Raw genomic sequence first — 18,077 nt, forward strand, 5'->3', positions numbered from 1 at the left:
CCTATCTCGTGCGGCAGACGGACGCCCTCGGCGGCCGTCTCAGTCTGTCCTGGGTCAGCGCTGCTGCGTCGTACGGTCGCTCGGCTCGTTCACCGGGCGGGAGGTCACATCGCCGGGCGCGGCCTTGATCGTACGGGGGGCCTGCTCGGCGGCCGGCGGGTCGGCGGGGGCCGCGGCGTTGTCCTGGCCCTCGGTCTTCATCGCCTTGGCCTCGCTCTTGAGGATGCGGGCCGACTTGCCGAGGGCGCGTGCCATGTCCGGAAGCTTCTTCGCACCGAACAGCAGGACGATGACGACAAGAATGAGGATGATCTCGGTGGGGCCGAGCCGTCCGAACATGTGGTTTACCTTCTCACCGAGGCGGCATGGGTGTGGGGCTGACCGACTGATCGGACATATGTCCATCAGCCGTACCGCAGCGATCGTAACGCGCAGGGGTAAACGCTGGGCAATCCCTGTGCATGCTCCCAGTCGCGACCCTCCGCCTCGTCAACAGGGCCACCCCGACCAGCGTACCGTCCGCCCCGGCGGGGCAGCAGGGCACCGGATGCGGCCGCCGGAGGGACCCCGTCCCGTCAGTCCCCGCGTACCACGTGCGCGGTGTGCGCGGCCAGCGGTGCCGCGGCCCGCTCCAGGTCCTCGGCGGCCCGGGTGACGCGCCGCGAGGCCTCGTCCACCTGCCGCGCCAGCCGCCGGGTCTCGGCGAACACGCGCGCGGCGAGGACACCGAGTACGGCGATGCCGCAGAAGCCGAGGGCGATGGCGAGCATGGGCCAGAGCATGGGACGAGCCTATCGGGGGATGCCGCAGGACGCGGAAACGGCCGGAACGCGGGGGCCGGCGGCCGGACGGCGGCCGGGACGGGCGAAGCGGTGGTCAGGCGGTGATGTGCAGCCGCAACGTGCGGACCCCGCCGCCCGTCAGCAGCTCGACGATCCGCTCCCCCGCCGGCTTGCGGACCGCGGAGCCGCAGTCGGGGCAGGTGAAGGAGTAGAAGGTGGTGCGGTCACTGGCGCCGATCGCCAGCCGCAGCGCACCCGCGGCCAGCTCGAAGCAGCCCCGGCAGTCCGGGCACGCGGCCTTGAAGACCGCGGCAGCGGTCGTCCTCGCGTCCCTCACGTCCCCTGCCCATTCCACTGTGCGGTTCCCCTTCACTCTCCGTATGCCGCCAGCGCCTCGCGGGCGGCGTCCCGTGCGCTGTCGGCCAGCGCGGCCGGGGCGGCGATCCGCCCGTCCCGGCCGAGCCGCAGCGCCAGCCGGCGCAGGGAGGCCGGGTCGGGGGTGCGCAGCGTGATCCGCAGGCCGCCGTCGGGCAGCTCCTCGGCCCGGTCGTGCGGGTAGTACTCGGCGACCCAGCGGCCGCCGGGCCCCACCTCGATGACGACCTCGGGGTCCTCGGCGGCCGGCTGCACCAGCCCCTCGGACAGGTCGCGCAGCTCGACGGGGGGCGGGTCGGAGGGCTCGTCCAGCAGCCGGATCTCGGCCACCCGGTCCAGGCGGAAGGTGCGCCGCGCCTCGGACAGCCGGCACCACGCCTCCATGTAGGTGTGGCCGACGGCGAACAGCCGGATCGGGTCGACCTCACGCTCGGTGAGCTCGTCGCGCGCGGGCGAGTAGTAGCGCAGCCAGACGCGGCGGCGCTCGGAGATGGCCCGGTCGACGTCGGCGAAGACGCCGCCCTCGGACTCGAAGGTCACCGAGAGCCGGGAGCTGGCGCCCGCCGCCTCCCCGGCCGCCGCCTCGATCTTGGCGGTGGCGCGCACCAGCGCCTGCCGGTCGCTCTCGCGCAGCCCGGGCAGGGTCGCCACGGCGCGGGCGGCGACCAGCAGCGCGGTGGCCTCGTCGGCGGCGAGCCGCAGCGGCTCGCCGGTGCTCGTGCCGGAGGCGTCGGGGTTGTGCCACCAGATGCGGTCGCCGTCGGTGTCGATGTCCAGCAGGTCACCGCCCCGGAAGCTGGTGCCGCACATGGGCAGCACGTCGAGGTCGCCGATCAGCTCGTCCTCGGTGATGCCAAAGGCGCGGGCCACGTCGGTGACCCGGGCACCGGGGCGCTCGCGCAGGTAGGTGACCAGCGACAGCATCCGCCGGGTCTGGTCAATGGCGTTGGTGGCCATCAGTGGTCGGTTCCGTTCCTCTCAGCCCTTGGCCACGGCACGCAGCCGGTCGATCACTTCGGCCCGCAGTTCGGCGGGCTCGAGCACGATCACATCGGGCCCGAACTCCACGAGCCAGGCGTCCAGCCCGTGCCCGTAGGGGATCTCCAGCTCGTCCCAGCCGCCGCCGAGGTCGTGCGTGCTCAGGGCGCGGGCGCGCAGTGGGTAGCCATGGCCCGCCCGTACCTTGATGCGGGCCGTGCCGGTGGCCTTCTCGCCCGCCCAGCTCTCGACCGTGGTGCGCACCGTGACGTGGTCGGGCACGGGTGCGGTGAACGGCAGGGCCCGGGAGCGGACCTTGCCGGTGATGCGGGAGAGCCGGAAGACCCGCTCGGCCTCGCGGTCGCGGTCCCAGCCCGCCAGGTACCAGTGGCCGCGCCAGCACTCCAGGGCCCAGGGCTCGACACGGCGCTGCTCCGGGTGGGCGGCGTTGCCCTTGCGGTAGTCGAAGACCACGGGCCGGCGGTCCCGGGCGGCGAGCATCAGCGGCTCGAAGGCGGCCTCGTGGACGGGGATGCGGGTCTCGAGCGCGCTGTGGGTCCCGTACGGGTCCTCCGCCAGCGGCATGCCGGCCGCGCGCAGCTTCTGCAGCGCGCCGCTGGCGGCAGAGGCGAGACGGGCCTGCTGCCAGACCTTGGCGGCGAGACCCAGGGCGGCGGACTCCTCGACGTCGAGGGGGATCGCCGGAAGGCGGTTGCTGTCCCGGCGGGCGAGGTAGCCGGTCTCGCCGTCGAGGCCCTCGACGGTCTCGATGATCAGGCCGAGCTCACGCAGGTCGTCCTTGTCGCGCTCGAACATCCGGTTGAAGGCGTCCTCGCCCGCGGAGTCACCGGCCGCGCTCGCCGACGCAGCAGCTGCCTCGATGTAAGCCTCGATCGAGGACCGCAACTCCCCTTTGCTGAGCGGCCGACGCGTACCCAGCAGGCACAGCGCCAGATTCATCAACCGCTCGGCCTTGGCAATCGCCATCGACGCCCTCTCTACTTGTGCTCTCAACCGTTGACCGTACCGCTCGCGGCTCCCACGGCAAAAGCCGAGGGCCCGCGCCAGGCAGGCACGGGCCCTCGGCCTTCGTTCGGGGTGTATCAGACGGCGATCAGGTCGCAAACGAAGATCAGCGTCTCGCCCGGGGCGATGACGCCGCCACCGGCGCCGCGGTCGCCGTAACCGAGGCGGGCGGGGATGACCAGCTTGCGGCGGCCACCGACCTTCATGCCCTGGATGCCCTTGTCCCAGCCCTGGATGACCTGGCCGGCGCCGAGCTTGAACTCCAGCGGCTCGCCGCGGTTCCAGCTCGCGTCGAACTCCTCACCGGAGGAGAAGGCCACGCCGACGTAGTGGACCTTGACGAAGTCCCCGGCCTTGGCCTCGGCGCCGTCGCCCTCCCAGATCTCGGTGATCTCGAGGTCCGCCGGCGGCTGACCCTCCGGGAAGTCGATCTCGGGCTTGTCGATGCTCACGAAAATGCTCCTACGAACGGAATCTTGCTGACAACCGTGCAATTCTGGCAGATCTCGATCAGAGGATCAGACCTTGCCCACGATGTCCACGACGAAGACCAGCGTGTTCTTGTCGAGACCGCTCTGCGCCTGACCCTCATACCCGAGCTTCGGCGGGATCACCAGCTCGACCCGGTCCCCCACATGCTTGCCGACCAGGCCCTTGTCCCAGCCCTGGACGACCGAGCCGGTGCCGATCTGGAAGGCCGTGGCGCCGGCGTGGTCCCAGGAGGAGTCGAACTTCTTGCCGTCCTCCCACTTCACGCCGGTGTACTGGGCGATCAGGCCGTCACCGGCCTTGATCTCCGGGCCGGTGCCCTTGATCAGCACCTGCTCCTTGAGGTCGGACGGCGCCTTCTCGTCCTTGGGGATGGTGATGTCGGCGGCCTTCTGCCCATTGGGCTTGACCTCCGGCATGCCCGCCTCGGGCTTGGCCTGCTCGCCCTTGACCTCACTCTTCGCGTCGACCTTCTGGGCGCCGACGAGATCGATGACCCACACCAGACCGTCCTCGGGCTTGACGCCGGCCTGCGGGTTGAGCTGGTCACCGATCAGCGCCTTGGCCGTGCCCTCGACCTCGATGCGGGAGCCCGCCTTCTGGCCGATCACGGCGTCCAGCACCTTGGCGGGCATCTCCTGGCTGGGCTGCCCCAGCTGCTGCACCATCTGACGGCGCGGGCCCTTGGCCGCCGCCTTGTCCTCGTTCGCCCAGGTGCCGCCGAGCGGCTTGTTGTCCTTCATGGTCTGCCCGGCGAAGTCCATCCGGACGTAAGAGCCCTTCTCCGCCTTCTCGCCGCTGCCCTCGGTCAGGGTCTTGACGACGAGCTTGTCCGCCGGCTTGGCGTCCTTCGGCACGGTGATCTCGGGCTTCTCCCCGAACTTCCCCTCCACCTTCACCTTGGCGCCGGAGGAGCCGCCGTCCTCGGACCCGCACGCCGCGGCGGTCAGCAGCAGGACGGGCACGGCCAACGCCGCGGCGAGGCGACGCGCGTTCTTCGTGTGGTTCATGAAGTCCAACTCGGCTATAGAGGTCGCTGGGCAGTGCCCGTCACTCTACGGCCTGCGCCCCGCCGATCAACCCCGTCCGACACGGATCTGCGCCGGGTCCGGTGAACCCGGCGCACACCCGTGCCCTTTACGACGCGTCACATCCCGGCGATGAGCTTCTCCACCCGGTCGTCGACCGACCGGAACGGGTCCTTGCACAACACCGTGCGCTGAGCCTGGTCGTTGAGCTTGAGGTGCACCCAGTCGACCGTGAAGTCCCGGCGCTGCTCCTGGGCACGGCGGATGAAGTCGCCGCGCAGCCGCGCGCGAGTGGTCTGCGGGGGCACCGACTTACCCTCGAAGATCTTGAGGTCGTTGCACACCCGGGCCGCCTGGCCGCGCTTCTCCAGCAGGTAGTACAGACCGCGGCGGCGGTGGATGTCGTGGTAGGCGAGGTCTATCTGCGCGATTCTCGGATGCGACATGGTGATGTTGTTCTTCGCCCGGTACCGCTCGATGAGCTGGTACTTCATCACCCAGTCGATCTCGGTGGAGATCCGGTCCAGGTCCTCGTCCCGGATGGCCTCCAGCGAGCGGCCCCACAGCTCCAGCACACGCTCGACCGTGCCCGTACGGATCCCGCGGCGCTCGCAGAAGTCGACGGCCTTCTCGTAGTACTCCTGCTGGACTTCGAGCGCGGACGCCTCGCGGCCGCTGGCGAGGCGGACCTTGCGCCTGCCGGTGATGTCGTGGCTGACCTCACGGATGGCCCGGATGGGGTTCTCCAGGGTCAGGTCACGCATGACCGTACCGGCCTCGATCATGCGCAGGACGAGGTCGGTGGCGCCGACCTTGAGCAGCATGGTCGTCTCGGACATGTTGGAGTCACCGACGATGACGTGCAGCCTGCGGTAGCGCTCGGCGTCGGCGTGCGGCTCGTCCCTGGTGTTGATGATCGGGCGCGAGCGGGTGGTGGCGGAGCTGACGCCCTCCCAGATGTGCTCGGCGCGCTGGCTGACGCAGTACACCGCGCCGCGCGGGGTCTGGAGGACCTTGCCTGCCCCGCAGAGCAGCTGCCGGGTCACCAGGAAGGGGATGAGGATGTCCGCGAGACGGGAGAACTCCCCGTGCCGTGCCACGAGGTAGTTCTCGTGGCAGCCGTAGGAGTTCCCCGCCGAGTCCGTGTTGTTCTTGAAGAGATAGACGTCGCCCGCGATCCCCTCCTCGTGCAGGCGGCGTTCGGCATCGACGAGCAGGCCCTCGAGGATGCGCTCGCCCGCCTTGTCGTGGGTGACCAGCTCGGTCACGCTGTCGCACTCGGGTGTTGCGTATTCCGGGTGCGAGCCCACATCGAGGTAGAGGCGGGCACCGTTGCGCAGGAAGACATTGCTGCTGCGGCCCCAGGAAACGACACGGCGGAAGAGGTAGCGCGCCACTTCGTCAGGCGACAGTCGGCGCTGTCCCCTGAACGTGCACGTGACGCCGTACTCGTTCTCCAGCCCGAAAATGCGGCGGTCCATGCCTGAACATTACGCCTGATGCCCTGCGCTGAAACCGGGTTCGACAGCCCCGTTCCGATCATTTTCCGACCGGGCCACGACCGGCGACGGGGTCGCGGGAGCCCGCAGGGAGCGCCGCGCCACCAGAAGGACGAGCAGCGCGGCGGCCCCGCCGCCCACCGCCACCACAAACCCGGCGGTGGAACCGCCGTATTCGACGGCCGGGCCCACGAAGGCCGTACCGATGGCGGCGCCGACGCCGAAGGACGTCACCAGCCAGGAGAACGCCTCCGTGACGGTGCCGCGCGGGGCGTGCCGGTCGACGACGACGAACGCGCAGGCCAGCGCGGGCGCCAGGAACAGACCCGCCACTGCGGCGAGGACCGTCATGGCGGCGACGCCCGGCACCAGCAGCAGCGGCACGTACCCCACGGCCAGGCCGGCGACGAGCACCCGCAGCCGCTGCTCGGGGCTGCCGGACCACTGCCGGGCGCCGTAGACCGAACCGCCGATCAGGGCGCCGACACCGAGGGCCGACAGGAGGTAGCTGGCGACGTTGCCGCCGCCGTGGCTGTCACCGTAGGCGACCGCCGCCACGGCTATCGAGCCCAGGGCCGAGCCGATGAAGAAGAACGCGCCGAGCAGCACCAGCAGGCCGCGGGAGCGCAGCGCACCGAGCCAGTGGGCCTCGCGGGGCGCGCTGCGCCACTTCCGCGAGGGCGGCGAGGTGACGACCGCGAGCGCGCCGAGGACGCCCAGCAGGTGGAGGGCGTTCAGCGCGGCGGCCTCGGACCACAGGGCGACGATCCGGGTGACGATGAGCGGGCCGACCACGTAGATCAGTTCCTGCGCGATGGCATCCATGGAGTACGCGGCATGGATGTCGTCCTCGTTCTTGAGGACGGCCGGCCACAGCGCTCGCAGGCTGCCCTCCAGCGGCGGCGCGAAGAGGCCCGCCACAACCATGGCCGCGTACGTCAGCGGCAGCGTGTCCAGGCCCGCCATGGTGAAGAGACCCATGCCCAGGGCGGTCAGGACGGCCGAGGGCAGCAGGACGCGCGGCTGGCCGTAGAGGTCGACGGCACGGCCCAGCAGCGGCTGGCCGACGGCGTTCGCCACACCGTAGACGGCCGAGAGGGCTCCGGCGAGGGTGAAGCTGCCGCCCTCGGCACGGACGAAGAGGACGATGGCCAGCGCGGCCGTGGCATTCGGCAGCCGGCCCACCAGGGTGCCGGTGAGCAGTCGCGCCGCGTGCCGCGTCTTGAGCATGTCGACGTAACCGCCGCCCGCCGCCGCCATTGTCCGCCTCTCGTTCTCCGGCCGGGCCGTCCCGGCCGGCTCACTTTGACCGAGCCATCCCGGTTTTACGTATAACTAGCGTCGTTATACGTACCATGGCCGCAGCCCGCGGGTCCAGCCGCAGGCAGCACCGGAGAGGGGCGTCACAGCCGTGACGGAGGTCGAGCGCGGGGGCGGACACGGCGACGGGCAGAGCGGGCCTCGCCGGCCCACCGTCCGGGGGCGGCACGCGGACACCCTCCGCGCCACCAGCCGGGACGTGGCACGGGCAGCGGGGGTCTCGCAGGCGACCGTCTCCCTCGTGATGGGCGGCAAGTGGCGGGGCCGGGTGTCCGAGCCGACCGCCGAGGCCGTGCGCTCGGCCGCCCGTGAGCTCGGCTACCGGCCCAACCTCGCCGCCCGGAACCTGCGCCTGGGCCGCACCCGTACCGCGCTGCTGGTCGTGCCCGCCCTCACCAACGACTTCTTCGCCCGCGTCTACACCGGCGCGGCCCGGGCCGCCGCCGAACACGGCATGGGCGTGGTGCTCTACCCCTCGCCGGAGGGCACCGGCCCCGCCCCCGACCCCTTCGCCTCGGCGCGGGCTACCCTCGACGGCGTCATCGCCTCTTCCATGGCGGCCGACGCCCTGGCCGACATCCGCGAGGGCGGCCTCCCCCTGGTGATGATCGACAGCGACCCCGGGCGGACCGCCGCCGCGGCGACGGTCAACCTCGACATCGCCGACGGCATGCGGCAGGTGGCGCAGCACCTGCTCGCCCTCGGGCACCGGCGGCTCGCGCACATCGCAGCCGACATCGACTCCTGGACCTTCCAGGTACGCGCCCGTGCCCTGGCCGAGACCCTGCGCGGAACCGACGGCACGACCCTGCGCACCGAGCCCGCCGCGCTGGACGTCAACGCGGGGCGCCGGGCCGCCGAGCGGGCCCTGACCGGGCCCGGGCCCCGTCCGACGGCGCTGATCTGCGACGGGGACGTGCTGGCCGCGGGTGCCTGCAAGGCCGCCCGGCGGCTCGGGCTGCGGGTGCCCGACGACGTCTCGGTGACCGGCTTCGACGACCTGCCCCTGGCGACCGCCCTCGAACCCGAGCTGACCACGGTCAGGCTGCCCGCCGAAGCCGTGGGCGAGGCCGGCATGCGGGCGCTGGTGGCCGTACTCGACGAGCGGCCCGTCGCACCGGCCGCCCTGCCGGTGGAACTGGTGACCCGGAACTCCACCGGACGGGCCGACGGCAGCCCGTCCGGCGTTTGAGAGCCGGGGTCCGGGGCGGGGCCCCGGGGATTACTCCTCGGTGTCCTCGGCGTCGGAGGAGGCGGCAGCCGACCCGGACGCGCTGGAGCTCTCCTCCAGCAGCCGGGAGAGCTGGCGCCCCAGCAGCCGCTTGAACTTCCGCTGCTGCGGCCGCTTACGGTCCAGGACCGCGACCTCCAGCTGCTCGGCGGTCAGCGTGCGCTCGCTGCCGTTGGCGTCCCGGGTCAGCGACTCGACCGCCAGCTTGAGCGCCTCGGACAGCGTCATCCCGTCCCGGTGCCGCTGGTCGAGATAGCTGCTGATCTGGTCGGCGTTACCGCCGACCGCCACCGAGCCGTGCTCGTCCACGATCGAGCCGTCGTGCGGCAGCCGGTAGATCTGGTCGTCCTCGGGGGCCGGACCGACCTCCGCGACGATCAGCTCGACCTCGTACGGCTTCTCGCCCGCACTGGAGAAGATCGTGCCCAGCGTCTGCGCGTAGACGTTGGCCAGGCCACGGGCCGTGACATCGCCGCGGTCGTAGGTGTAGCCGCGCAGGTCGGCATAGCGCACCCCGCCGATGCGCAGGTTCTCGAACTCGTTGTACTTCCCGACCGCCGCGAAGGCGATCCGGTCATAGATCTCGCTGACCTTGTGCAGCGCGCGGGACGGGTTCTCGGCGACGAAGACAACGCCATCGTTGTACTGGAGGACCACGACACTGCGGCCGCGCGCGATGCCCTTGCGGGCGTACTCGGCGCGATCGGCCATGGCCTGCTGGGGTGAGACATAGAACGGCGTCGACACCGTTATCCGTCCCTTCTTGTCTGGAGTTCCGTCGGTGAGGAGGGCATCACAGGAGCGCGGCCCGCGGACCGTCGGGCTCCTCGAGCCGCCGCTCATGAATGGCGCGGACGACCTCGGAGCACTCGGCCTCCGTGAGCTTGCGGAAACCTTCCTCGGTGATGACGGTGACGATCGGATAAATACGGCGTGCGAGGTCGGGACCGCCGGTCGCCGAGTCGTCGTCGGCGGCGTCGTACAGCGCCTGGACGACCAGCGTGGTGGCCTGCCCCTCGGTCAGGTCCTCCCGGAAGAGCTTCTTGAGCGACCCCCGCGCGAACAGCGAGCCGGAACCGGTGGCCGAGAAGCCGTGCTCCTCCGAGCGCCCGCCGGTGACGTCATAGGAGAAGATGCGGCCCTTCTGCCGGTCCACGTCCCAGCCCGCGAAGAGCGGCACCACGGCCAGGCCCTGCATGGCCATGCCCAGGTTGCTGCGGATCATCGTCGACAGGCGGTTCGCCTTGCCCTCCAGCGAGAGCTGAGCCCCCTCCACCTTCTCGAAGTGCTCCAGCTCCAGCTGGAAGAGCTTGACCATCTCCACGGCCAGCCCCGCCGTGCCCGCGATACCCACGGCCGAGTACTCGTCGGCGGGGAAGACCTTCTCGATGTCGCGCTGCGCGATGATGTTGCCCATGGTGGCCCGCCGGTCACCGGCGAGCACCACCCCGCCGGGGAACGTCGCGGCCACGATGGTCGTCCCGTGCGGGGCCTCGATGACCCCGGGCGCGGGCAGCGTCCGGTTGCGCGGCAGCAGATCCGGCTGATGCGCACCGAGGAAGTCCATGAAGGACGACGAGCCCGGCGTCAGGAAGGCAGCTGGTAGACGCCCGGTGCTACGAGGGTTGGCTTCCACACGTTTCCTTCCACGTATTCGGCGGCACGCCTCATGGCGTCCGGCCGATCCTTGAACTGCCCCAGGGCGGCGTTGCAGCTGAAGCACAGCACGCCACGCACAGCACCCGTTTCGTGATCATGATCCACGTGCTCCGGCGGAGCGGCAAGGCAGATCACGCGGACGCCTCCTTGGGCGGCCACGAGCTGGTTTCGCTCGTCCTCTGTCATGCCGTACTGCCGCTTGCTGTAAGCCACTCGAATCGAAGGCAAATCGCCCCTACTGCCCGCCCTTCTGGACGAATGACCTCACGAAGTCCTCGGCATTCTCCTCCAGGACGTCGTCAATCTCGTCCAGCACAGAGTCCACGTCGTCCGACAGTTTCTCCTGGCGCTCCTTGAGGTCCTCGGATGCCTGCGCTTCCTGCGCCTGCTCCTCGACCTCCTCTGTCGAACGCGTGGCCTTCTGCTGCCCGCCGCCGGTGTCCTTGGTCGCCATACCCCTCACCCCGCTCGGTTTCGACGTACACGTACACGAGACCTACAAGATCAGACCCTACAAGCAGGGTCCGGCATCGGCCCTGCACTTCCTACAACGTCCCGGAACCACCCTGATGATTCCCGCTTCACGTGCTTCTCAGACCCTCTCCCGGCTACCGCTGGAGGGATCCCCGCTCAGCCGCCCGACAGGACACGGACCAGTTCCTCCGCCGTGCGGCAGCGGTCCAGGAGTTCCTTGACGTGGTTGCGGGTGCCGCGCAGTGGCTCCAGCGTGGGGACGCGTTGCAGCGAGTCACGGCCCGGGAGGTCGAAGATGACCGAGTCCCAGGAGGCCGCCGCCACGTCGTCGGCGTACTGCTCCAGGCAGCGGCCGCGGAAGTAGGCCCGCGTATCCTCCGGCGGGGCCGTGCGGGCGCGGGCCACATCGGCCTCGTCCAGGAGCCTCTTGATCTTGCCGCGGGCCGCCAGGCGGTTGTAGAGCCCCTTGTCGGGGCGTACGTCCGCGTACTGGAGGTCGACCAGGTGCAGCCGGGCCGCGTCCCAGTCCAGGCGGTCGCGGCGGCGGTAGCCCTCGAGCAGCTCGCGCTTGGCCACCCAGTCCAGCTCGCCGGCCAGGCTCATGGGGTCGTGCTCCAGCCGGCCCAGGACGTCCTCCCAGCGGGTGAGCACGTCCTTGGTCTGCTCGTCCGCGTCCGCCCCGAAGCGGTCCTCCACGTACTTGCGCGCCAGCTCGTAGTACTCCATCTGCAGCTGGACGGCCGTGAGTGTGCGGCCGCTGCGGAGCGTGATCAGGCGGCGCAGCGAGGGGTCGTGGCTGACCTGGTGGAGGGTGCGGACGGGCTGGTCCACGGCGAGGTCGGCGGCGATGAAGCCGTCTTCGATCATCGAGAGCACCAGAGCGGTGGTGCCCAGCTTGAGGTAGGTCGAGATCTCGGAGAGGTTGGCGTCGCCGATGATCACGTGCAGTCGGCGGTATTTCTCGGCGTCGGCGTGGGGCTCGTCGCGGGTGTTGATGATGGGGCGCTTGAGGGTGGTCTCCAGGCCTACCTCGACCTCGAAGTAGTCGGCGCGCTGGCTGATCTGGAAGCCGTGTTCGTGGCCGTCCTGGCCGATGCCGACCCGGCCGGCCCCGGTGACGACCTGGCGGGAGACGAAGAAGGGCGTCAGGTGGCGCACGATGTCGGAGAAGGGGGTCTCCCGCTTCATCAGGTAGTTCTCGTGCGTGCCGTAGGAGGCGCCCTTGTTGTCGGTGTTGTTCTTGTAGAGGTGGATGGGCTGGGCGCCGGGGAGCTGGGCGGCGCGCTCGGCGGCCTCCGCCATGATGCGCTCGCCCGCCTTGTCCCAGAGGACGGCGTCGCGGGGGTTGGTGATCTCCGGCGAGCTGTACTCGGGGTGGGCGTGGTCGACGTACAGGCGTGCGCCATTGGTGAGGATGACATTGGCCAGGCCGATGTCCTCGTCCGTGAGCTGGCTGGAGTCCGCCGCCTCGCGGGCGAGGTCGAAGCCTCGGGCGTCCCGCAGCGGGTTCTCCTCCTCGAAGTCCCAGCGGGCACGGCGTGCCCGGTGCATCGCGGCCGCGTAGGCGTTGACGATCTGGGACGAGGTGAGCATGGCATTGGCGTTCGGGTGACCGGGGACGGAGATCCCGTACTCCGTCTCGATGCCCATTACTCGCCGTACGGTCATGCGGCCCTCCTTGCCCGGCGGCGCCCCCTGGTGGGGTCGGCGCTCAAGTACCGCTGCGCTTCCGGTCCGTATACGGTCCCCGATCCCCCACTGCGCTGTGCGGCGGTACCGAAGAGCCTAGAACGGCTTTGCGGCGCTGGGGAGATCATTACAGTCATTGCTCCGGTTCGTGCAGTGCGCGGAACAGGTCGTTGTACGAGTCCTACAAGTGGGGCAAAACGCGTCCGGCTGCGGACGCCCTGGGTCCCTCCGCCGGGAGGCGGGGGGACGAGAACAACAGGGACATCCGCAGCCGGACGGCGGTGTTACAGGTACTGGCCCGTATTGGCCACGGTGTCGATGGAGCGGCCGGTGTCCGCGCCCTGCTTTCCGGTGACCAGGGTGCGGATGAAGACGATTCGCTCGCCCTTCTTGCCGGAGATCCGGGCCCAGTCGTCCGGGTTGGTGGTGTTGGGCAGGTCCTCGTTCTCCTTGAACTCGTCCACGCAGGCGGCGAGCAGGTGGGAGACGCGCAGACCCTTCTGGTTGTGGTCGAGGAAGGCTTTGATGGCCATCTTCTTGGCCCGGTCCACGATGTTCTGGATCATCGCGCCGGAGTTGAAGTCCTTGAAGTAGAGGACTTCCTTGTCTCCGTTGGCGTACGTGACCTCGAGGAAGCGGTTTTCCTCGGACTCCGCGTACATCTGCTCGACGACGGACTGGATCATGCCGTCGACGGCGGCCCTGGCCGATCCGCCGTGCTCGGTGAGATCGTCCGCGTGCAGGGGGAGGGTCTCGGTCAGGTACTTCGAGAAGATGTCCTTGGCGGCCTCCGCGTCCGGACGCTCGATCTTGATCTTCACGTCGAGCCGGCCGGGGCGCAGGATCGCGGGGTCGATCATGTCCTCGCGGTTGGAGGCGCCGATGACGATGACGTTCTCCAGGCCCTCCACGCCGTCGATCTCGGAGAGCAGCTGCGGGACGATGGTGTTCTCCACGTCCGAGCTGACCCCGGAGCCGCGGGTGCGGAAGAGGGAGTCCATCTCGTCGAAGAAGACGATCACCGGGGTGCCCTCGCTGGCCTTTTCCCTGGCCCGCTGGAAGATCAGCCGGATGTGCCGCTCGGTCTCGCCGACGTACTTGTTGAGCAGCTCGGGGCCCTTGATGTTGAGGAAGAAGCTCTTCCCCGCGGGCTTGCCGGTGACCTCGGCGACCTTCTTGGCAAGAGAGTTGGCGACGGCCTTGGCGATGAGCGTCTTGCCGCAGCCGGGCGGGCCGTAGAGCAGCACGCCCTTGGGCGGGCGCAGTTCGTGCTCCTTGAAGAGGTCGGGGTAGAGGTAGGGGAGCTCGACCGCGTCGCGGATCAGCTCGATCTGGTTTCCCAGGCCGCCGATCTTCGTGTAGTCGATGTCCGGGACCTCTTCGAGGACGAGTTCCTCGACCTCGCTCTTCGGGATGACCTCGTAGACGTAGCCGGAGCGGGATTCGAGCAGCAGGGCGTCGCCGGGGCGGATGGTGATGTCCAGCAGCGGCTCGGCGAGCCTCACCACCCGCTCCTCGTCCGTGTGTCCGATGACCAGGGCGCGTTCGCCGTCCTCGAGGATCTCCTTGAGGGTGACGATGTCCCCGGCCCGCTCGTATTCCATGGCGTCGACCACGTTGAGCGCCTCGTTGAGCATGACCTCCTGGCCGGGCCGGAGGTCCTCGATCTCAACGCTCGGGCTGACGTTCACCCGGAGCTTGCGGCCCCCGGTGAAGATGTCGGCCGTGCCGTCCTCGTTCGCCTGCAGGAAGACGCCGAAGCCGGCGGGCGGCTGTGCGAGCCGGTCCACTTCTTCCTTGAGGGCCACGATCTGGTCGCGAGCTTCACGGAGGGTGTTCGCGAGCCGTTCGTTCTGTGCGGACACCCCGGCCAGGTTCGTCTGGAGCTCGACGATCCGCTCTTCGAGGATCCTCGTGTGACGCGGAGAGTCGGCGAGCTTGCGTCGCAGGACGGCGATCTCCTGCTCGAGATAGGCAACCTGGCCCGCGGGGTCGTCAGACCCTCGTCCCGGCCGGATGCCGCGGTTCATGTCGTCGTCGTGGGCTGCCACGGTCCTCACCTCCTCCAAGGGGAGCTGGACGCTTCCTGACCCTACCTGGGCCGGTGCAGGTTGAAACCCCTAGATCACAAACCCGGTCGGAGTGTGTCCGATCTTCACCCTTGCGCACGTCCTCACGTCAGGGGGATACCCACCCACCAACATCGGAAAGCGGGCGGTTGTATCGTCGACTCGGTCAACACCCGTCAGTGCTGGCTCCAATTGATTCACATACGTAGGGAACGGCAGGCGAGATGACCGTGCAGGAAGACGGACTCGGCGAACTGGAAGTCTGGATCGACCAGGATCTGTGCACCGGGGACGGCATCTGCGCGCAGTACGCCCCCGAGGTCTTCGAGCTGGACATCGACGGTCTGGCCTATGTGAAGAGCGCCGACGACGAGCTGCTCCAGGACAAGGGTGCCACCACGCCCGTCCCGCTGCCGCTGCTGAACGACGTCCGGGACTCGGCGAAGGAGTGCCCGGGCGACTGCATCCATGTCAGGCGCGTTTCCGACAAGGTCGAGGTTTACGGGCCGGACGCCGGGTAACAGGACGTTACGGATCAGACGCTTCCCGCGACGGGCTGTGCTGTCAGGACGAACTTCCCGTCCCGCCAGTGCCACTTGACCACACGGCGCATGTCCGGGCAGCAGCGCGGCACACTCGCGGCGGAGTAGCCGAGGAGAGTGGCCGAAACGGTGCCTCCGGCGGCCTCCAGGCCGGTGACGCCCATCTTCTCGCGGGGGTCCACGAGGGTCGCCACGACCCGTGGCGCACCCCTCTCGGCGGCCGGGGGCGCGAGGACGTACACACCGCTGGGCCGGGTGCCCGCGCCGGAGGGGCAGCGCACGACCACGACGGTCTCGGGCCGCCCGTCGCCGTCCAGGTCGGCGGGGGCCTGCCGGACGACGTCCGGGCCGGCGGAGCCGCAGTCGACGGGATAGCGCGCGGCGTGCGCGTCCGGTGCGGCCGTCGCCGCGGCGGGCGCGGTGGCCGTGGCGTCGCCGGGACCGGCGAGGGCCGCGCCGGCGAGCACGGCGGCCAGCGCGGCGGCGGTGGCGAGCCAGTGGGCCGGGCGGGGACGGGAGTGCGGGTGGGGCTCGGGTCCTGCTGGCTGCACGCGCGCCGACTCCTGTGAGAGCTGCGGGGGACGAGGATCTTCCGCATCGTGCCATACGGCCACCCGGTCGCGGAACAGGGACTCGCGCGCCGCAGGCCCTCGAAGGACCCCCAACGAAGAGGCGCCACCGCCGAGTTCCGCGAAGTGCGATCCCGGCGGCGGCGCCTGTGCGTGGTGTGGGGTCAGCCCTTGTTGGGACCCTCGTAGTCGTCGCCGTACGCGCCCTTGGCGGGGCGGCGGCGGCGCATCGGGGGCTCCACGCCGTCGGCGAGGCGGCGGGCGGTGACCAGGAAGCCGGTGTGGCCGATCATCCGGTGGTCCGGGCGGACGGCGAGGCCCTCCACGTGCCAGTTGCGGACCATCGACTCCCACGGCTGCGGCTCGGCGAAGCAGCCGATCTCACGGATGGACTCCACGGTCCGCCCGAGCTGGGTGGTGGTCGCCACGTAGCAGCACAGGATGCCGCCGGGCACGAGTGCCTTGGAGACGGCCTCCAGGCACTCCCACGGGGCGAGCATGTCGAGGACGACACGGTCGACGTCGGTGTCGGAGAGGTTGTCCTGCAGATCGCCGACGGTCAGCTGCCAGGCGGGGTGCGGGCCGCCGAAGTAGCGCTCCACGTTCGCCTGGGCGATCTCGGCGAAGTCCGCGCGGCGCTCGTAGGAGTGCAGCATGCCCTGGTCGCCGATGGCACGCAGCAGGAAGGCGCTGAGCGAGCCGGAGCCCACTCCCGCCTCGACGACGCGTGCGCCGGCGAAGATGTCGGCGAAGGCCAGGATCTGCCCCGCGTCCTTGGGGTAGACCACGGCGGCACCGCGGGGCATGGACAGGACGTAGTCGGGGAGCAGGGGGCGCAGCGCGAGGTAGGCGACGTTTCCCGTGGTACGGACAACACTGCCCTCGGGAGCACCGATCAGCTCGTCGTGGGGGAAGGAACCCTTGTGGGTGTGGAAGTTCTTCCCGGCCTCGAGCGTGAAGGTGTAGTGGCGTCCCTTGGGATCGGTGAGCTGGACCTGGTCCCCGACCTGGAAGGGGCCGCGACGGCGGGCGGCACCGGTCGGTTCGGACATGTGACCAGCCTACCGGGCGCCGGGAGGGCCCGGCACCACGAGGCTCAGGGGGAGGGCCTGGCCATCGCGGCCACGAAGGCGCGCTCCACGTCGGAGGTCGACAGGACGCCGTAGACCTCGCCGCTGTCCTCGGTCACCAGGTATTCGGTGGCGGGCGTGGCCCGCAGGGTCTCCAGGAGCTCCTCGCCGGAGAGGTCGGCGGACAGGCGCATGCCGTCGGTGAGGTCCTGGGCGAGGGTGCCGGCCTCGACCCAGGGGCGGCGGTGCTCGGGGATGCCGACGATGGCGGCCTCGCGGACCAGTGCGGTGGGCCGGCCCTGTCCGTCGACGATGACCAGGGCGCGGGCTCCCGCCTCGTTGGCGCGGCGCAGCGCCTCGGAGAGCGGGGTGGTGGCCTGGACGGGCACGGCGCGCCGGGTGAGCGTTCGGGCGCGCAGGGCGGGCAGGTGTTCGCGGAGCCGGGCCATGCGCAGGCTGTTGCCGGCGCCGGTCCAGATGATCGCAGCGAGGATCGCGGCGAGCAGGGCGTCGGTGAGCATGTCGACGCCGCCGAAGTCCGCGGAGTCGCTGCCGCCGAGGCCGCCGCCGTGGGTGAGCAGCGGGAGGCCGACGAGGACGGCGACGGCCAGGGCGCGGCCGACCCAGGCCGCGGCGACGGTGCCGGTCATGGGCTTGCCGCTGATCTTCCAGACGACGGCGCGGAGCATCCGGCCGCCGTCCAGGGGCAGGCCGGGCAGCAGGTTGAAGACCGCGACCAGCAGGTTGGAGACCATCAGTCCGGCGAGCAGGACGCCGGGTACGGAGTCGGGGTCGACGGCGAGCAGGCCGAGGTAGAAGACGCCGGCGAGGAGGAGCGAGAGCAGGGGGCCGACGAAGGCGAGGACGAATTCGCGGCCGGGGGTCTCGCTCTCCTTCTCGATCTCCGATACGCCGCCGAAGAACTGCAGCTGGATGCGGCGCACGGGGAGCTTGAAGCGCAGGGCCGCGACGGTGTGGGCCAGCTCGTGGACCAGCACGGAGGCGTAGAAGGCGACGGCGAAGAAGAGGGCGACCAGGTAGCGGGCGCGGCCCAGCTCGGGCAGGACGTGGTCGAGCTGGCCGCCGAAGACCCAGGTGATGAGGGCGGCGACCAGGAACCAGCTGGGCGCGACGTAGACGGGCACGCCGAAGGGGCGGCCCATGAGGATGCCGCCGCCGGCCTCGCGCGGGCGCTTCGGCTTGCGGTCCCCGGGCCCGGCCGGCCGGCCTGTGCCCCCGCCGCCGGATTGGCCCTGCCCGCTGTTGTCCACGGTGTC

General features: G+C 70.4%; 19 protein-coding genes and 1 pseudogene. 2 read left to right on the forward strand and 18 right to left on the reverse strand.

All coding sequences use genetic code 11. The features are described from left to right. Positions 1-54: 54 nt before the first annotated feature. The 9 genes from tatA to AB0F13_RS14280 form a co-directional block, all read right to left on the reverse strand. Positions 55-339 (reverse strand): Sec-independent protein translocase subunit TatA, encoded by a 285-nt coding sequence (tatA, locus tag AB0F13_RS14240; protein ID WP_362080437.1) that lies wholly within the window; start codon positions 337-339, stop codon positions 55-57. A gap of 236 nt (positions 340-575) precedes the next feature. Further along, positions 576-782 carry a hypothetical protein gene (locus tag AB0F13_RS14245; RefSeq protein ID WP_362080440.1) on the reverse strand — a complete coding sequence of 69 codons (207 nt, stop codon included), beginning with the start codon at positions 780-782 and terminating at the stop codon, positions 576-578. A gap of 94 nt (positions 783-876) precedes the next feature. After that, the gene (locus AB0F13_RS14250; protein WP_362080443.1) at positions 877-1,119 is read right to left on the reverse strand and encodes a hypothetical protein; all 243 of its coding nucleotides are present in this window, start codon (positions 1,117-1,119) and stop codon (positions 877-879) included. 32 nt (positions 1,120-1,151) lie between these two features. Then, the gene (locus AB0F13_RS14255; protein WP_362080445.1) at positions 1,152-2,114 is read right to left on the reverse strand and encodes a WYL domain-containing protein; all 963 of its coding nucleotides are present in this window, start codon (positions 2,112-2,114) and stop codon (positions 1,152-1,154) included. 21 nt (positions 2,115-2,135) lie between these two features. Next, positions 2,136-3,122 (reverse strand): WYL domain-containing protein, encoded by a 987-nt coding sequence (locus AB0F13_RS14260; protein ID WP_362080448.1) that lies wholly within the window; start codon positions 3,120-3,122, stop codon positions 2,136-2,138. Between the two features lie 116 nt (positions 3,123-3,238). Continuing rightward, the gene (locus AB0F13_RS14265) at positions 3,239-3,613 is read right to left on the reverse strand and encodes an FKBP-type peptidyl-prolyl cis-trans isomerase (RefSeq protein WP_362080450.1); all 375 of its coding nucleotides are present in this window, start codon (positions 3,611-3,613) and stop codon (positions 3,239-3,241) included. 66 nt (positions 3,614-3,679) lie between these two features. Further along, positions 3,680-4,660 carry an FKBP-type peptidyl-prolyl cis-trans isomerase gene (locus tag AB0F13_RS14270; protein ID WP_362080453.1) on the reverse strand — a complete coding sequence of 327 codons (981 nt, stop codon included), beginning with the start codon at positions 4,658-4,660 and terminating at the stop codon, positions 3,680-3,682. Between the two features lie 137 nt (positions 4,661-4,797). After that, positions 4,798-6,159, reverse strand: a complete 1,362-nt coding sequence (pafA, locus tag AB0F13_RS14275) for a Pup--protein ligase (protein WP_099202142.1) — start codon at positions 6,157-6,159, stop codon at positions 4,798-4,800. 9 nt (positions 6,160-6,168) lie between these two features. Then, positions 6,169-7,437 carry an MFS transporter gene (locus tag AB0F13_RS14280; RefSeq protein ID WP_362080456.1) on the reverse strand — a complete coding sequence of 423 codons (1,269 nt, stop codon included), beginning with the start codon at positions 7,435-7,437 and terminating at the stop codon, positions 6,169-6,171. Positions 7,438-7,696: 259 nt separating this feature from the next. Here AB0F13_RS14280 and AB0F13_RS14285 point away from each other — a divergent pair, with 259 nt between their 5' ends. Then, on the forward strand, positions 7,697-8,689 hold the full coding sequence (locus AB0F13_RS14285) for a LacI family DNA-binding transcriptional regulator (protein ID WP_362080938.1): 993 nt from the start codon (positions 7,697-7,699) through the stop codon (positions 8,687-8,689). A gap of 30 nt (positions 8,690-8,719) precedes the next feature. Here AB0F13_RS14285 and prcA read toward each other — a convergent pair whose 3' ends face one another. The 6 genes and pseudogenes from prcA to arc all read right to left on the reverse strand — a co-directional run bounded on the left by prcA (position 8,720) and on the right by arc (position 14,601). Beyond that, positions 8,720-9,475, reverse strand: a complete 756-nt coding sequence (gene prcA / locus AB0F13_RS14290; protein WP_362080458.1) for a proteasome subunit alpha — start codon at positions 9,473-9,475, stop codon at positions 8,720-8,722. A 46-nt stretch (positions 9,476-9,521) separates the two neighbouring features. Continuing rightward, positions 9,522-10,364, reverse strand: coding sequence for a proteasome subunit beta (prcB, locus tag AB0F13_RS14295; RefSeq protein WP_362080461.1), 843 nt, complete (start codon positions 10,362-10,364; stop codon positions 9,522-9,524). Beyond that, positions 10,316-10,594 (reverse strand): annotated as a pseudogene (locus tag AB0F13_RS14300) (endonuclease VII domain-containing protein); the annotation flags it as partial. The gene prcB and the pseudogene AB0F13_RS14300, both read right to left, overlap by 49 nt. A 28-nt stretch (positions 10,595-10,622) precedes the next feature. Then, positions 10,623-10,841: a ubiquitin-like protein Pup gene (locus AB0F13_RS14305; protein ID WP_030918434.1), complete on the reverse strand. Its 219-nt coding sequence runs from the start codon at positions 10,839-10,841 to the stop codon at positions 10,623-10,625. 176 nt (positions 10,842-11,017) lie between these two features. Further along, complete coding sequence (gene dop, locus AB0F13_RS14310) at positions 11,018-12,529, reverse strand: depupylase/deamidase Dop (RefSeq protein WP_362080464.1); 1,512 nt, start codon at positions 12,527-12,529, stop codon at positions 11,018-11,020. A gap of 305 nt (positions 12,530-12,834) precedes the next feature. Next, positions 12,835-14,601: a proteasome ATPase gene (arc, locus tag AB0F13_RS14315; RefSeq protein ID WP_362080467.1), complete on the reverse strand. Its 1,767-nt coding sequence runs from the start codon at positions 14,599-14,601 to the stop codon at positions 12,835-12,837. Between the two features lie 242 nt (positions 14,602-14,843). Here arc and AB0F13_RS14320 point away from each other — a divergent pair, with 242 nt between their 5' ends. Next, the gene (locus tag AB0F13_RS14320) at positions 14,844-15,140 is read left to right on the forward strand and encodes a ferredoxin (RefSeq protein ID WP_362080470.1); all 297 of its coding nucleotides are present in this window, start codon (positions 14,844-14,846) and stop codon (positions 15,138-15,140) included. A gap of 14 nt (positions 15,141-15,154) precedes the next feature. Here AB0F13_RS14320 and AB0F13_RS14325 read toward each other — a convergent pair whose 3' ends face one another. From AB0F13_RS14325 to AB0F13_RS14335, 3 genes are all read right to left on the reverse strand, one after another. Further along, positions 15,155-15,712: a hypothetical protein gene (locus AB0F13_RS14325; protein ID WP_362080473.1), complete on the reverse strand. Its 558-nt coding sequence runs from the start codon at positions 15,710-15,712 to the stop codon at positions 15,155-15,157. A gap of 182 nt (positions 15,713-15,894) precedes the next feature. After that, positions 15,895-16,782: a tRNA (adenine-N1)-methyltransferase gene (locus AB0F13_RS14330; RefSeq protein ID WP_362080475.1), complete on the reverse strand. Its 888-nt coding sequence runs from the start codon at positions 16,780-16,782 to the stop codon at positions 15,895-15,897. 44 nt (positions 16,783-16,826) lie between these two features. After that, positions 16,827-18,071, reverse strand: coding sequence for a site-2 protease family protein (locus tag AB0F13_RS14335; RefSeq protein WP_362080477.1), 1,245 nt, complete (start codon positions 18,069-18,071; stop codon positions 16,827-16,829). Positions 18,072-18,077: the final 6 nt, after the last annotated feature.

The organism is Streptomyces sp. NPDC026206 (assembly GCF_040638465.1).
GTDB lineage: Bacteria > Actinomycetota > Actinomycetes > Streptomycetales > Streptomycetaceae > Streptomyces.